Here is a 15,155-nt window from a genome sequence, read left to right on the forward strand (position 1 = left end):
ATAAATATGGTAGAATCAGGCGAAGCGAGCGGTAACTTAGATGCGGTGCTCCAAAGACTTGTTATTACTATGGAAAAAGATCTGGCGCTAAGGCGCAAACTCAAAGGTGCTTTGATTTATCCAGCAATGGTAAGCATTGTAGCAGTTGCAGTTATTGCATTGATATTAACGTTTGTAATACCTACATTCAGCAAAATGTATGCAGATAGCGGTATGCAATTACCGCTATTAACACGCATTGTAATTGGCGTAAGTAATTTCTTAAGAGATTATATAATTGTAATTCTTTTAATTCTTGCAATAATCATTGGAGCTTTTGTTATTGCAAAAAAGAAAAGTATAAAATTTAGAACATATGTAGACTCACTCATGCTTAAATTACCTTTACTTGGTACACTCATTTTAAAGACATCTATTGCCAGATTTTCTTCTATTTTATCAATGCTTACTTCAGGTGGCGTAAGCATCCTGGAAGCTATAGATATAGGTGCAAAAACTTCAGGCAATCTTGTTATAGAAAATACTTTAACGAAGGTCAAAGAAGCGGTAAAAGAAGGATCAAATTTGTCTGAGCCTATAGCAAAAGCTGGGATTTTTCCGGATATGGTATCACAGATGATTTCTGTTGGCGAAGAAACTGGAAAGCTAGAAGATATGCTCGTTAAAGTATCTCAATATTATGAAGAAGAAGTAGATAACAGTGTTAAAAATTTAACAACGATGTTAGAACCCATAATTATAGTAGTATTGGGAGTCATAGTGGGAACTCTTGTTATAGCAATGTATCTACCTATATTCAAGATTGGTCAAGCAATTAAGGGTGGATAGAAATTGTGCTTAAATAGCGCTCTGCGCTATCGCAAACCATAAACACGATATTTTTATCTTTATACTCACTTTTATTTGCAAGCCTGTAAGCAACTGCGAAATTTGCTCCGCTTGATATGCCAGCCAAAATACCTTCTTTTTTAGATAAGTAAATAGCGTATTCTATTGCTTCCTCATCTTTTACTAACTCGATTTTATCAATTAAACTTAAATCTAGATTTTTCGGTACAAATCCAGCACCAATACCTTGTATTGCATGAGGCTTAGGTTTAAAATCAATATTTTTTAAGCGGGAGCTAATAGCAGGACTTTTTTCTGGCTCAACTGCTACACAAATGGAGTCTTTTTTTGTTTTTTTCAAAAACCTTGAAACACCAGTTATTGTACCGCCTGTACCAACACCGCTTACAAAAACATCAACTTTGCCATCTAAAGCATCGAAAATTTCGGGACCTGTAGTAAGTTCATGTGCTTTTGGGTTTGAAGGATTATTAAACTGATCCGGCATAAAAAAATTATTTGAATTTTTTAAAATCTCGTTTGCTTTTTCAATTGAGCCTTTCATACCTAAATTAGCTCTTGTTAAAATTACATTTGCTCCAAATAATTCCATTAACTTAATACGTTCTTTACTCATTGATTCAGGCATTACTATATTTACATTAAAACCAAATAATTTACCCAAAAAAGATAAAGCAATGCCAGTATTTCCACTTGTAGGCTCAATAATTTCCATCCCTGGTTTTAGTTTGCCACTATCCAAAGCATCTTTAATCATAAAATATGCAGCCCTATCTTTAACCGAAAATGTAGCATTTTTTGTTTCTAATTTTACAAAAAGCCTTGCATTGGTTTTTAAACCAAGCTCCACTAATGGTGTTTTGCCAATTGTATCAATAATGCGCATTTTACCTCCAACAAGGCTTTACGCCTATTTAAAAAACTTAGCTTGCGTCATTCGCAAGCGCTAGCAAAAAACCTCCCGCACGCAGGAATTGGTAAAGAAAGTTGATCCTTCGTTTACACTCAGGATTAGTAACTTTGCTTACGCCAGCAAATTTTATAATTTATTGCGCTATGTGTCAAAATTTAAAAAACACTTTACAAGAAAGTGTTTTTTAAGTATTATAGAAACATGGAGCTAACTGAAATAATCAAGTTTGACAAAGACGGGCTCGTGCCCGTTATTACTCAAGATTTTTACAATAAAGATGTTTTAATGTTTGCATATGCAAATAAAGAAGCGCTGCAAAAAACTATTCAAACAGGTTATGCTCACTATTTTTCAAGAAGTAGAAAAAAATTGTGGAAAAAAGGCGAAGAAAGTGGCAATGTACAAAAAATAAAACAAATCTTATTTGACTGCGATGAGGATTGTATACTTTACAAAGTTGAACAGGTGGGTTGTGCGTGCCATACTTTTCACAGAAGCTGTTTTTATAGAGAATATTTTAGAAATCAGATAATAGAAATCCAACCACAGCTTGATAAAAATTTTAAAGAAACTATTTATAATGTTGAAAATGTCATTGTAAGCGATAGGAAAGAACTTCCCACGAAATGTCATTCTGAGCAAAGCGAAGAATCTCAAGTAGATCCTTCGCTAGAGCTAAGGATGACAGGGGACACGCTCAGGATGACCATTCTTGACGAACTTTACAAAACCATACTTCAAAGAAAAAAAGATATGCCTCAAAACTCTTATACTGCTAAATTATTTTCAGATGGCCTGGAAAAAATTGCAAAAAAATTAAACGAAGAAACACTTGAGTTTCTTTTTGCACTAAAAGAAAACGACACATCACACATAATTTACGAAGCAAGCGATTGTTTGTATCATTTGTTAGTTGCACTAGCATACAAAGAAATACCTTTTGATGCAATTTTGGAAGAATTAAAGCGTAGAAGAAACTTTTCTGGTGAATTCGAAAAAAAGACAAGATGAATATAACAATTATTTTAGATGAGCCGTGGAATAGCTCTTTAACTTTCCTTGGCAACTCGTTTTTGGAAACCTTAGAAAAATCTCATCAAGTCTCTTTAATATGCCAGAAAGATAGTTACATAGATAAATATTATTCTAAGGTAAATGAAAAAAAAATCCAAAATAGATCATTTAATAACGCTTCAATAACTAAATACTATATAAACAACTTACGTACCAAAAATCCCATAGTTTTTTTTAAAAATCTAAATCAAATAAGAATGCATCTAAATGCAATAAAACCAGACATTGTACTTACAATTAGAGGAGATGCAACTTTTCAGGCATGTTTATTAAAAAATCACTTTAATTTTAAACTCATTAGAATTTTTGGTGAAAATAGAAAACCTTCTCTAAACAGACATTGCATAGATTATGTTTTCTTAAGCACAAAAAGATATGAAAATATAGTTAAAATTCCTCATAGCATAATTAATGGTGTTGTCGATACAAAAAAATTCACATTTAAAAAAGAAGGTGCTCTAAGGGTTAGAAAAGAATTTGGTATAGACAATTCGGATTTTGTTTTTGGGTTTATTGGTAGAACTTCAAAGGTAAAAGGCATATTTATGCTTTGCCAGGCATTTGCAAAACTTGAGTTTAGCGCAAAACTATTTATGCTTGTCTATGAAACAGAAATAAAAATTAGCGAGATCTTGGAAATAATAAAACAGCTAAACATAGAAAACCGTGTAATTATAGAAAGCAAACTTCGAGATGATGTAGAAGATATAATCAGCGCATTTGATGTGGGTGTTGTAAGTTCAATTGATTCAGAGGCTATTGCAAGGACAACGCTAGAATTTCTTGCGTGCTCTAAGCCTTGTGTGGTAACAAATGTAGGTTGTTTAAGTGAAGTGGTTGACGACTCATGCGGAATCATTTGCAAACCAAATGTTTCAAGTCTACACCAAGCATTGACTTGCATACATGATAAAGATTTAAGCCTGATGGGAACATTTGCTTTAAAAAAAGCACAAAAGTATTCAATTGAAAGCTTGAGCGATCTGATAAATGATACGTTCAGTAATATATTTAAAAAATGATTAGTTTTTTAGGAGGCTATATGGATGTTTTTGAACAATCAGATAAATACACAGCAAATACTTACAAAAGAGCTAAGGTTTGTTTTGATCATGGAAAAGGAATATACTTATATGATAATAATGGAAACGCTTATTTAGACTTTTTAGCAGGCATTGCTGTAAATATTCTCGGGCACTCACATGATATTGTAGTAAATGCAATTTGCGAACAAGCAAAAAAACTCATACATGTATCAAACCTATATTACATAAAAGAACAGGCCGAAGCCGCACAGTTACTCGTTGAGCATTCATGTGCAGATAAGGTATTTTTTTGCAACTCAGGTGCAGAAGCAAACGAAGCGGCCATTAAACTTGCCCGTTTGTATGGAAAAAGCAAAAAAACAATACTGACATTTGAACATTCCTTTCATGGAAGAACAATTACAACACTTGCGGCTACTGGTCAAAAAAAATACCAGGAAGGTTTTGAACCTATAACACAAGGCTTTGTGTACGCAAAATTTAACGATATAGATGATTTTTATAGCAAAATGAACCCAGATATATGCGCTGTAATGATAGAATTCATACAAGGAGAAGGTGGAATTAATCAAGCTGATGCTCAGTTTATCAAAGAAATAACAGATTATTGTCAAAAAAATGACATATTGCTTATAGACGATGAAATTCAAACCGGGATGGGCAGGACTTCAAAGTTTTTTGCTTATGAGATGTATGATTGCAAACCAGATATTATTACATTGGCAAAAGGATTAGCAGCTGGCGTACCAATTGGTGCTATGCTTGCAAAAGATTATGTTGCAAGCGCTTTTACGCCTGGTTCGCATGGTTCTACATTTGGAGGTAATCCACTTGCCACAAAAGTTTCAAGCGAAGTAATAAATTTTATATTTAACAACAATATTTTATCTCATGTAAAAGAAACAGGCGAGTATTTTATAAACCAGCTTTTGCACTTAAAAGAAAAAAAAGCCTCAATAAAATCTGTAAAAGGCATAGGTTTAATTGTTGGCATATCCATTGACAAACCATGCGAAGAAATAGTAGAAAAAGCTTTGGAAAACAAAATTTTAATTGGCAAAGCTGGCAATGACACATTGAGGTTTGAGCCACCTTTGATTGTTAAAAAAGAGCACATAGATAGACTCATTGAGTTTTTAGATTCTGCATTATGAAGTTTGAAGATGATATACAAAAAATTGCAGATATAATAGCTACAGTGTTTGGGATTGGCTATACCGCGTATGCACCAGGTACTATGGGCTCTTTATTTGGCATTTTAATATATATGTTTTTAAAAGAAACTTCATTGAGTATTTATGCATTAACAGTATCATGTTTATTTGTAATAGGTACAATCGCCAGTGAAATTGTAGAAAGCGCCTATAATATAAAAGACCCTTCATTTATAATTATCGATGAAGTGGTAGGCATGCTTGTTACGCTTATGTTTGTAGGTTATTCTTTTTGGGCTGTGTGGCTTGGATTTTTATTTTTTAGAATTATTGACATATCAAAAGTACCCCCACTGAATTTTTTAGAACGCATAAGCGGTGGTCTTGGGATAATGCTTGATGATTTAGTGGGCGGGTTTATGGCTGGCATTTTGCTCTATATTATATTTAGATGAGTTATTCTGTAGTATTTTTAGATGTACCCTATTCCCATAACTATTACTTAAGTCGCATAAGAAATATTGGTGAAACTTGCTCTGTGACTTTATCTTGCACAAGCGATTTTAATGACATGCGCAAATCAATAGAGTTTGCATTCCAAAATTCAGATGGCTTATTCATTGTTTATTCAAAAAATTTATGGCATAAGCTACAAAAAATTATGCTTGTTAGTTTTGAGCGTCCAAGCGTATTTAAAGAAGAAGCCTATATTGTAGCTTCTGGTTTCAAAAAATTATCAGATGGCATATTTTCAGATATTGTTTACGGAAAGCCTGTTGTTTTTGTGCCGCAAGAGTTAGATGACAGTTTTGATTTTTCTGAACTAAAAAAACTATTCAATATTAAAAGCCAGGTAATAGGCGTTTTTGAAGGAAATATTAACACACAAAACACAATTTTTTCCGATGAAGTTTTAAGCTATATAAAGCTTGAAAACACCAATATGTTTGACTCAAAAATTCAAAAATCAAAAATATTTACATATAGTGCCCAGGATTGCAATCAAGCATTAATCGAAGTACTGGAAAAAACTTTAACAAAATTATCCATTGCTGATTTGTCAACAAATGGTTGTTTTATAAGCAAATTAATGTCGCAAGAAAAAAGTAAAAATTATATTGCACTTTGCATTGACAAATGCCCCATAGAGTCTTTATCTTACTTTTTTGGCATAGATCAAAAATATATAGAAAAATATGGCTACTTTAGTCAATCAATCGCAAAAGAGATTTCAAACGCTTTGTTGCAATTTAGCAATTCAGATTGTTCTATTACAATTTTGAATAATACTCAATATGATAGGTTTTTATTTTTTGTATTGTATAAAGATGAAACTTTTGATATGCTAATTAGAGAATTTGATGGTACGTACAATATTATAAGGCAAAAAGTAACTAATTTTGCCATACTTTTTTTAAGAGAATTTATTCTATCAAGAAGTTTATGAGAGCTTTTGTTGCAATAGAGTTACCACAAAACATTAAAGACAAATTAAATCTTTTAATAGAGTGCTTGCCAGAATCAAGCGGTATAAAATTTACAAAAATAGAAAACTTGCATATTACGGTTAAGTTTTTGGGAGAATTGTTAGAAAGCAATATAGAACCAATTGCAAAATTTTTAGAAAATATTGCTTTAAAATACAAAAAATTTAATATAAGACTTGATAAAAGTGGTGTTTTTAAAAGCCTTAAAGACCCAAGAATCTTTTGGGTGGGTCAAGATAACAATATTGATTTTTTAAACATTGCTTCAAGCCTTGATGCCTTATTTACAAAAGAAAACCATGTTTGCCATATTACACTTGCAAGGCTAAAGACTGCGCAAATTTTTCAAGTAAAAAATCTTATCGAAATTGCAAATAATTTTTTAAGCCAAAATACTTTGAACTTTAGTGTGGAAGAATTTTATTTATTTGAGAGTATATTAAAATCTCCAGCACCCATTTATAGACAAATAAAAAAGTTCAAACTTAAAGCATAAACTTATATTTTTATTGACTTTTTTAGAAAAATGTAGTATTAATTATACGATTGATTAAAAAGTAGGGATGTTTATGAGTACCAAAGAAAAAATTTTGGAAAAAGCCAGTGAATTGTTTGCTCAATACGGCTATCAGGAAACTTCTATCAGAAAAATTGCAAAAGAAGCAAAAGCCAATAGCGCAATGATAAGCTACTACTTTGGTAGTAAAAAAGCCCTTTATGAAAGTGTGTTGTCTACCAATATGGACGAATTTTTAGAAAGTGTATCTAGAATTAAAGCTAAAGATGAAAAAGAATTTTTAAAAAAGTTTATTAAGATTCATATCGGTGTCTTAAAGAAAAGAGGTAAATATATTTCATACTTAATGTTGAAAGAAAGTGCAACAAATTTTGAACAAGTTAAATCTCTAAAAGATAAATATTTTGATCCACTAGCAAATATTATAACCAGGGTTTTTAAAACTGGAATCGAAAAAAAAATATTCAAACCTTACAATGAACAGATTATGCTTCAGCTACTTATAGGTATTAATGTTATGCTTGCTTTAAAAAATCCCCAAAATAATATAGAAGAACTTTCAAACATTGCTTTCGATGTTTTTATGCATGGTATATGCGCTTGAAAACTAACATGTTGTTTTACAATAATCATCATAGCAAAAATTCTTATGTTAATTATTATTGCAAAATAAATTCTTTGGATACGATAAAGGCAATATATACTCTTTGTTTACATTTGATTTACATTTCATTTATACGCTATTTACACTTAACCTTTAATATCAAAATGAAAAATTTTGGCATTGGGTGTATTTTTGTGAATCAGGCATATTTATTTAAAATGGAGATCAAATGAAAGGTCTTTTAAAAATCGCCCTTAAGCTTCTTGCAAACGATAGGGGTAAATTCTTTACGCTTATTTTAGGCGTTACATTTGCAGTGTTTCTAATGAACCAGATGACTTCTATGTTTGCCGGCATTATGAGAAAGTCCACATCAAATGTAATAAATATAGGCGCAAAAATGTGGGTTATGGATCCATCCGTAGAAAACGACAGAAGCTCAATCCCATTACCAGATTATGTGCTTGACTATGTAAGAAGTATAAAAGGTGTAGCTATGGCTGTGCCAATTTACTTTGGCTCTGGACTTGTAAAGCTGCCAGACGGCACCTACCAGGGCGCAAATATAATAGGTTTAGACGACACTACACTATTTGGCAGACCACCTATTATAAAAGGCAACCTAAATAAAATTTACAATTCCGATGCTTTTATAGGTATTGTTGATTCTGATTACAGGAAAATTGGCTCACCAGGAATTGGCTCAGTGCTAAGTATAAACGATCACAGAGCAGTAATTGTTGCACTGGCAAAACCAACAAGTGGTGGATTATTTGGTACTCCCACTCTATATACAACATACACACGTGCTACGAAAGATTTACCTCAAACAAGGTATTCTATGTCATATATACTACTAAACCCAAAAAGTAATGCCGATATTCCATACATACAAGAACAAGTTAAGAAACTTGGCTACAAAGCATTGACTCAAAAAGAATTTGAAAAAACAATAGAAAATTTCTATAAATACAAAACAGGTATGGGTACAAACATAATGATTATGACATTAATCAGCTTTATTGTAGGCTTATCCATTGCAGGACAAACTTTTTATGCTTTTGTGCTTGAAAACTTAGAAAAGTTTGGGGCTCTAAAAGCAATAGGAGCAAAAAAGTACGAGCTTATGTCTATGATACTGTTTCAAGCCTCAGTTACAAGCTTTATAGGATACGGCTTTGGAATCATGTTTTCATCACTTATGATCGCTTTCTCCAAAGCAAGGATACCAAACTATGCAGCTATTGTTACTTACCAAAACATGCTTATTGCTTTTTTGATGGTGGTGGTAATTGCAGGATTTTCAAGCTACATTGGCATTAGAAAAGTTTTAAAGATAGAGCCTTTTGACGTATTTAGAGGATAATTCATGAAAGCAATATTGGAAGCTAAAAATATAGTAAAATACTTTGGTGTTGATGAAAGCAAAACATACGCTCTAAAGGGTGTAAATCTAACTGCCTACTATGGAGAAGTACTCTATATTGTAGGTCCATCAGGATCTGGCAAAACTACACTTTTGAGCATAATATCTGGCATTTTGCGACCAAATGAAGGCATAGTAATAGTCAAAGACAAAGATATATGGAAGATGAAAGATGATGACCTGGCTGATTTTCGCTTAAACCACATCGGTTTTGTTTTTCAAGATTACCACTTATTTCCAAAATTAACCACAACAGAAAATGTCAGTATACCTCTTTTTTTAAAAAGACAAAACTGGGATAAATCCTTAAAAGAAGCCAAATACTATCTCGATGTTATGGGTCTTGGCTCAAAAGCAGATCTTCCTGTCTACAAACTCTCAGGTGGAGAGCAACAGCGCGTTGCTATTGCAAGGGCTATTGTATCAAAACCAGATATATTGATATTTGATGAACCTACCGCATCACTTGATGGTGAAACAGGCAGACAAATTATATCGTTCGTAAAAGAGCATCTTTTAACTCAAGATAGAACAATCATTATAGTCACACATGATTCAAGAATATTTGAGTATGCAAACCGTATACTGCATATGGAAGATGGCAAATTAAAACAAACTACGGACAATCATTTTGATACTGAAAAAAATAACACAAGCGTTACTCAATTGGAGGCACAATGAGAACAAAGATTATATTTTTAATAGCAAGTATTGGCATATTAATAGGTCTTGTAAGTGCTTATATTTACAACAAGCGCACCACAGCTCTACCTCCTGTACATGTAGAAAAAAATCCCTATGAGGCTGGTTTATACGCAACAGGCATTATTGAAAGTTACCAGACAAACGGTGAAAATATAAATATTTTTCCCGATGTATCAGGAAGGGTTGTTAAAATTTTTGCAAAAGATGGTCAAAATGTTAAAAAAGGCGCACCTCTGTTTAAAATAGATGATACACAGCAAAAAAACATAACCCAGCAAGCCTACTATCAAATGCAAGCTGCCCTTGCCTATCTGCAAAAATTAAAAGCAGAACCAAGAAAAGAAACGCTTGAGGTATCAAAAGCTCAGCTAGAATATGCAAAAGCCCAGACTAAAGCTGCAAAAGATCAGTGGGATAAAGTAGAAAAAGCTTTTAAGCTAAACCCAAATTCTGTAAGCAAAAGCTCTTATGATAGTGCAAGAGATTCATACGATACAGCACAGGCAAATTATCAGTTAGCTCTAAAACAGTATGAACTAACAAAAGCTGGAGCTTGGAGTTACGATATTAAAAACGCACAAAGCCAGTATGAATCAGCGCAAAAAGCTTACCTTGCAAACAAAGCACTCCTTGATAAATATACTGTAAGAGCTCCGGTAGATGGTGTTGTGCTAAAAATAGCCACAGCTGTTGGAAGCTATGTATCGCCATCTGGATCATACGGCACATACACGCAAGGCTACGGTCCTGTTGTTGTGATGGGCAATATTGAAAAAGAAATGGAAGTTAGATGCTATGTGGATGAGATACTTGTCCCAAGACTCCCAAAACCTCAAGATATGCAGGCTATCGCCTATATAAGAGGCACAGATAAAAAAATACCACTTGAGTTTGTAAACTTGCAACCATATACCACACCAAAAATAGAACTATCAAATCAAAGGACAGAACAGGTAGATGTAAGGGTATTGCCTATAGTATTTAAGTTTAGAGTACCAAAAGACATAACAATTTATCCTGGCATGCTAGTTGATGTGTATATAGGAGAAAAGAAATGAAGAACAAGATAATTTTAGCTTTGGGTTTGGCAACATTTTTATCATCGTGCGCGCTATACAGCGCGCCTAAAAATGTAAATGTGCAAATACCAGATCAGTTTAAGTACTCAACAAATTCAACTAATTCTAAGTTAAATCAAAACTGGTGGGAAAACTTTAGTGACCAAAAGCTAAATAATACAATTAAAACTGCTTTGGATAATAACCTAAACTACAAAATAGCCATAAAAAACATACAGATTGCACAAACCTATGTAGGCCAAAACCAATCAGCATTGCTACCTACAATAAATGCTACCTACTCATCAACGCGCAATCAACCTTCAAAAAATGCATCCAATTCACCTTTCTCAAACTCTCAAATATACAATTTGCACCAGGCAGGTTTGTCTGCATCGTATGAGCTGGATGTGTGGCATCAAATCCAAAACAGCGTAAATCAGGCAAAAGCCAATGTTAATCTCTCCAAAGCCAATGCAGATGTTGTAAAGCTTACACTTATATCAAATGTTGCTCAAACCTACTTTCAGCTAGCTGCACTTAACCTATCAATAGAAAATTTCACACAGCAGCTTGAAGCGGCAAAAGAAATACTAAAGTTAAACGAGGACAAATATAAAAGCGGTCTTATAAACATAGAGCCCGTTGAAGATGCAAAAACACAATTAGAAAATATAAAAACAGTTTTAAACAATCTCATAAAGCAAAAACAGCTAACTCAAAACACACTTGCATATTATCTAGGTAAATACCCGGAAGACTTTTCTATAAATCCAGACACCAAGGATTTTGATGTAGATACATACGCAAAGCTAATACCCCCTCAAATACCTTCAAGTATTCTAACCCAAAGACCAGACGTTAAAGAAGCCATGTACAATGTACTCTCTTATGCCTATGCTCAAAAACAGGCGCTTGCAAACTTTTTTCCTGTATTTAATCTAACCGCCAATTATGGTTATGCTTCAACAAACCTTTCAAATTTTATAGAAAATGCAAGCAATGTCTGGAGCTTTGGGTTAAACATCCTTGCACCATTGTTTAACTATAAGAAAAATACCAGCATTTATGAGCGCTCGAAACTCCAATATGAGCAAGCCGTACTTAACTACAGAAATACAGTTATAAATGCATTTAAAGAAGTCGATAATGCTTTAGCTTCATACAAAAAAGACAGCCAGGCTCTCATAAGCTATCAAAAAAACTATCAATCCGCTAAAAATCTATATGATATATACAAAGCTCAATACGAAGCAGGCACTGTTGACTACATCACATATCTAAACTACAAAATAAACTTACTCAATGCTTATTACAACCTGATAAACCAAAACTTGCTTGTAAAAGAAGATGTCATTAGTATGTACAATGCGCTTGGTATGGGACTTTCAAATTAGCCAAAACCCCCTATTAAATAAAATGGGCAACCTCTTTTGTAAGGTTGCCCAAGCTTTTAAATTTAGCATTTGACTTTTTTAAAAAAATGATTACAATAGTTTTTTGTTGTCGCGGGGTAGAGCAGTCCGGTAGCTCGTCGGGCTCATAACCCGGAGGTCAGAGGTTCAAATCCTCTCCCCGCTACCAAATTTAATCTCCAGTTTATTACTTAAACTAATTTGATCATTATTTAAAGTAATTTGACAATAAAAGTAAACTATAATAATATCGAAAATTAGTAAAAATTTTGACGGGGGTGTTATGGAGTTATTCAGAAAAAAGACTGTTGAAATGATTGAAGATGACACAAGAGAAGGCCAGCCGCATTCGCTAAAAAAAGCGCTTAACTGGTTTGACTTAATGCTACTTGGTATTGGTGGCATTATTGGCACAGGAATCTTTGTGATAACTGGCGTTGCTGCTGCAAAGTATGCAGGGCCAGCTCTTATTATATCATTTGTTATCGCTGGTCTTGCAAGTGCATTTACAGCATTATCATATGCAGAATTTGCGTCAAGCTTTCCCATTTCTGGTTCTACTTACAGTTATAGTTATCTAGCTTTAGGAGAAATTGTAGCCTGGGTTATTGGGTGGGATTTGATATTAGAATACGCATTTGCCCTGCCTGCTATTGCACTTGGCTGGTCAGGCTATTTTACTGCGCTTTTGCATTCTTTAGGTATTACTGTGCCAGCCCAAATTGCAAACTCATCTTTTGCAGCAGCTGGCGGGGTAGTTAATGTTCCAGCTATGGGTATAATACTGTTTCTTACCTGGCTTGTTTATTTAGGCATAAGAGAAAGTGCTACATTTAATAATATAGCTGTTATATTCAAAGTATCTGTAATTCTATTTTTTATAGCAGTTGCCGTATGGCATATAAAGCCTGTAAACTGGCATCCATTTATGCCGTATGGATGGCATGGCGTAATGGCTGGTGCTGCAATCATATTTTTTGCCTACATTGGCTTTGATGCAGTATCAACAGCCGCAGAAGAATCAAAAAACCCTGCACGTGATATGCCTATTGGCATTATTGGCTCATTAGCTGTAAGCTCTATTTTGTACATAGCTGTAGTTGTAATATTGACTGGTATAATACCATACAAACTACTAAACGATCCAGCACCAGTTGCAAAAGGTTTAGAATACCTCGGCATGAGTTTTGGATCCGGTCTTGTTTCGATTGGCGCACTCGTTGGTATTACAACAGTGTTATTAGTAATGCTTTATGGACAGGTGAGAATTTTTTTTGCTATGTCAAGAGATGGTCTTTTGCCAGCTTTTTTTTCAAAACTGCATCCAAAACATAAAACGCCTTATTTGAGTACATGGTTTGTTGGAATAATTACTTCCATTCTGGCAGGTTTTTTGCCAATTGATGTTTTAGCTGAACTTGTAAATATTGGTACATTATTTGCATTTTTACTCGTTTCTCTTTCTGTAATAATTTTGCGATATACAAGACCAGAGTTAAATAGAAAATTTAAATGTCCATGGGTTCCCTTTATCCCTATAATGGCAATTTTGTTTAGTGGATACCTTATGATATCTTTGCCAATTGAAACCTGGATAAGATTTATTGTATGGTTTATTATTGGCTTTATAATTTACTTTACATATTCAAGATACAATAGCAGACTTGCTAAACTTCAGCAATAGTATATTTATTTTTTCCTGTATTTTTTGATGTGTAAAGTAACTCATCAGCCACTTTTAGGTAATCTTCCTGCGAAGCATTGGTAATGCCCAAGCTGCAGGCAATACCAATGCTTATCCCCACACTCATTTGTTGAGTATCAATAATAAATGGTTTTTTTATAGTATTTAGTATTCTTTTTGCTATTTCTTCCAATTCCCCTTTAGTCTCGAAACTGTCCGTAAAAAGCAAAAACTCATCTCCACCAAATCGTGAAAGCGTATCTTCCTGTCTTACAACAGATTTTAAGCGTTTAGCTACGGCTTTTAAGAGTCTATCACCTATATCATGACCAAATGTATCATTTATTGCCTTAAAACCATCTAAATCCATAGAAAATAAAGCTATATTGGTATTAGTTCTGCGGGATTTAGCAATTGCTTGATTTAAACGTTCAATAAAAAAACTTCTGTTATTTAAACCTGTAAGTTGATCATGGTATGCAAAGTATCTGGCTTTGCTTTTGCCAGATTCTTGAAGTTTTTCAAGTTTCATAAGTTTGAGTTTGTTTTTAAAATTATCCAGAAACTGCATTAAAATGTTAGATATTTCGCTTGATTGTAATACAATATCGTTTCTACCTGCAATAATTAAACTTCCTATAATTTTATTTTCAAAAACAACTGGGAATACTCCAACGAATTTAATACCACAATGCTTGTATATCTGAGAATTTTTTGCATTAATTATACGTGCTTGAAGACTATTTTTTGCTAAATCTAAAAAATAAACACTGCAAAGTTTATCTGATAAAGCTTTTAATTCAAAACATTCTAAGCAGTTTTCTTTTGCACTGTATGATTTTATTTTCATTTCGTTTTTCTCTTTAAAATAAAAAATACAAAGGTCAATATAGGGATTTTCTATAAATTTTTGTAAAATTTTATCAATCAGTGATCTAAACGAAATTTTATCAATCATCAAAGCGTTAATGTCATTTGAGTTTTTAATAAAGTCAGTATTTAGCTGCTTTAGTTTTTCAAAATACTGCAATTTGTAAAAAACCCAAAACAAAATAAAACTAAATATAACAAAACTTACAAACATTATTAGAAAAAAAGGCAAAAGACCATCTAAATAATTTTTATAAATTTCCTTTTTTGAAATACTAACAAAAAGTGTCCTGCCAGTAGTGGGAATCTTAGCATAAGACACCAGATGAGAAGCTGTCTTAAAATAGCCACTT

15 protein-coding genes and 1 tRNA gene are annotated in these 15,155 nt (G+C 33.1%); 14 read left to right on the top strand and 2 right to left on the bottom strand.

The features are described 5' to 3' along the window. Positions 1-828, top strand: an 828-nt coding sequence (locus ACP5FO_RS07090) for a type II secretion system F family protein (protein WP_428157257.1), incomplete at its 5' end; no start/stop codon positions are given. Here the strand turns inward: ACP5FO_RS07090 and cysK are convergent. Further along, positions 815-1,735 carry a cysteine synthase A gene (cysK, locus tag ACP5FO_RS07095; RefSeq protein ID WP_428108681.1) on the bottom strand — a complete coding sequence of 307 codons (921 nt, stop codon included), beginning with the start codon at positions 1,733-1,735 and terminating at the stop codon, positions 815-817. The two genes, ACP5FO_RS07090 and cysK, sit on opposite strands and share 14 nt — an antisense overlap. Positions 1,736-1,963: 228 nt before the next feature. On the opposite strand from cysK, the gene hisI reads away from it, so the two are divergent. From hisI to ACP5FO_RS07160, 13 genes are all read left to right on the top strand, one after another. Further along, positions 1,964-2,773: a phosphoribosyl-AMP cyclohydrolase gene (gene hisI, locus ACP5FO_RS07100; protein ID WP_428108677.1), complete on the top strand. Its 810-nt coding sequence runs from the start codon at positions 1,964-1,966 to the stop codon at positions 2,771-2,773. After that, entirely contained in the window at positions 2,770-3,858 is a 1,089-nt protein-coding gene (locus tag ACP5FO_RS07105; protein WP_287006513.1) for a glycosyltransferase family 4 protein, read from the top strand. The genes hisI and ACP5FO_RS07105 overlap by 4 nt, the downstream gene beginning before the upstream one ends. Before the next feature lie 20 nt (positions 3,859-3,878). Beyond that, positions 3,879-5,036, top strand: coding sequence for an aspartate aminotransferase family protein (locus tag ACP5FO_RS07110; protein ID WP_025392467.1), 1,158 nt, complete (start codon positions 3,879-3,881; stop codon positions 5,034-5,036). After that, positions 5,033-5,491 (top strand): phosphatidylglycerophosphatase A family protein, encoded by a 459-nt coding sequence (locus ACP5FO_RS07115; RefSeq protein ID WP_025392468.1) that lies wholly within the window; start codon positions 5,033-5,035, stop codon positions 5,489-5,491. Before ACP5FO_RS07110 ends, ACP5FO_RS07115 begins: the two co-directional genes overlap by 4 nt. After that, a complete protein-coding gene (locus tag ACP5FO_RS07120; protein ID WP_428108665.1) occupies positions 5,488-6,483 on the top strand; it encodes a hypothetical protein in 996 nt (331 codons plus the stop codon). Before ACP5FO_RS07115 ends, ACP5FO_RS07120 begins: the two co-directional genes overlap by 4 nt. Next, the gene (gene thpR, locus ACP5FO_RS07125; protein ID WP_428108657.1) at positions 6,480-7,019 is read left to right on the top strand and encodes an RNA 2',3'-cyclic phosphodiesterase; all 540 of its coding nucleotides are present in this window, start codon (positions 6,480-6,482) and stop codon (positions 7,017-7,019) included. The genes ACP5FO_RS07120 and thpR overlap by 4 nt, the downstream gene beginning before the upstream one ends. A gap of 73 nt (positions 7,020-7,092) precedes the next feature. Continuing rightward, positions 7,093-7,644 (top strand): TetR/AcrR family transcriptional regulator, encoded by a 552-nt coding sequence (locus ACP5FO_RS07130; protein WP_428101302.1) that lies wholly within the window; start codon positions 7,093-7,095, stop codon positions 7,642-7,644. Positions 7,645-7,873: 229 nt separating this feature from the next. Next, a complete protein-coding gene (locus ACP5FO_RS07135) occupies positions 7,874-9,010 on the top strand; it encodes an ABC transporter permease (protein WP_428108653.1) in 1,137 nt (378 codons plus the stop codon). Between the two features lie 3 nt (positions 9,011-9,013). After that, positions 9,014-9,751: an ABC transporter ATP-binding protein gene (locus ACP5FO_RS07140; protein WP_428157258.1), complete on the top strand. Its 738-nt coding sequence runs from the start codon at positions 9,014-9,016 to the stop codon at positions 9,749-9,751. Beyond that, positions 9,748-10,833, top strand: a complete 1,086-nt coding sequence (locus tag ACP5FO_RS07145; protein WP_428157259.1) for an HlyD family secretion protein — start codon at positions 9,748-9,750, stop codon at positions 10,831-10,833. Before ACP5FO_RS07140 ends, ACP5FO_RS07145 begins: the two co-directional genes overlap by 4 nt. Beyond that, positions 10,830-12,230 carry an efflux transporter outer membrane subunit gene (locus ACP5FO_RS07150; RefSeq protein WP_428157260.1) on the top strand — a complete coding sequence of 467 codons (1,401 nt, stop codon included), beginning with the start codon at positions 10,830-10,832 and terminating at the stop codon, positions 12,228-12,230. The genes ACP5FO_RS07145 and ACP5FO_RS07150 overlap by 4 nt, the downstream gene beginning before the upstream one ends. A 110-nt stretch (positions 12,231-12,340) precedes the next feature. Then, positions 12,341-12,417: transfer RNA gene (locus ACP5FO_RS07155), tRNA-Met, on the top strand. A gap of 114 nt (positions 12,418-12,531) precedes the next feature. Beyond that, positions 12,532-13,932 carry an amino acid permease gene (locus ACP5FO_RS07160; RefSeq protein ID WP_428108634.1) on the top strand — a complete coding sequence of 467 codons (1,401 nt, stop codon included), beginning with the start codon at positions 12,532-12,534 and terminating at the stop codon, positions 13,930-13,932. Here the strand turns inward: ACP5FO_RS07160 and ACP5FO_RS07165 are convergent. Next, positions 13,916-15,155: diguanylate cyclase domain-containing protein (locus ACP5FO_RS07165; RefSeq protein ID WP_428157261.1), on the bottom strand; the 1,240-nt coding region annotated here is incomplete at its 5' end. The two genes, ACP5FO_RS07160 and ACP5FO_RS07165, sit on opposite strands and share 17 nt — an antisense overlap.

Source organism: Desulfurella sp., from assembly GCF_049977265.1.
Taxonomy (GTDB): Bacteria; Campylobacterota_A; Desulfurellia; order Desulfurellales; family Desulfurellaceae; genus Desulfurella.

Coding starts and splice junctions, on each gene's coding strand:
- ACP5FO_RS07130 (WP_428101302.1), top strand. CDS start 7,093: ATGAGTACCAAAGAAAAAATTTTGGAAAAAGCCAGTGAATTGTTTGCT.
- ACP5FO_RS07105 (WP_287006513.1), top strand. CDS start 2,770: ATGAATATAACAATTATTTTAGATGAGCCGTGGAATAGCTCTTTAACT.
- cysK (WP_428108681.1), bottom strand. CDS start 1,735: ATGCGCATTATTGATACAATTGGCAAAACACCATTAGTGGAGCTTGGT.
- ACP5FO_RS07135 (WP_428108653.1), top strand. CDS start 7,874: ATGAAAGGTCTTTTAAAAATCGCCCTTAAGCTTCTTGCAAACGATAGG.
- ACP5FO_RS07140 (WP_428157258.1), top strand. CDS start 9,014: ATGAAAGCAATATTGGAAGCTAAAAATATAGTAAAATACTTTGGTGTT.
- ACP5FO_RS07115 (WP_025392468.1), top strand. CDS start 5,033: ATGAAGTTTGAAGATGATATACAAAAAATTGCAGATATAATAGCTACA.
- ACP5FO_RS07120 (WP_428108665.1), top strand. CDS start 5,488: ATGAGTTATTCTGTAGTATTTTTAGATGTACCCTATTCCCATAACTAT.
- hisI (WP_428108677.1), top strand. CDS start 1,964: ATGGAGCTAACTGAAATAATCAAGTTTGACAAAGACGGGCTCGTGCCC.
- ACP5FO_RS07150 (WP_428157260.1), top strand. CDS start 10,830: ATGAAGAACAAGATAATTTTAGCTTTGGGTTTGGCAACATTTTTATCA.
- ACP5FO_RS07160 (WP_428108634.1), top strand. CDS start 12,532: ATGGAGTTATTCAGAAAAAAGACTGTTGAAATGATTGAAGATGACACA.
- ACP5FO_RS07110 (WP_025392467.1), top strand. CDS start 3,879: ATGGATGTTTTTGAACAATCAGATAAATACACAGCAAATACTTACAAA.
- ACP5FO_RS07145 (WP_428157259.1), top strand. CDS start 9,748: ATGAGAACAAAGATTATATTTTTAATAGCAAGTATTGGCATATTAATA.
- thpR (WP_428108657.1), top strand. CDS start 6,480: ATGAGAGCTTTTGTTGCAATAGAGTTACCACAAAACATTAAAGACAAA.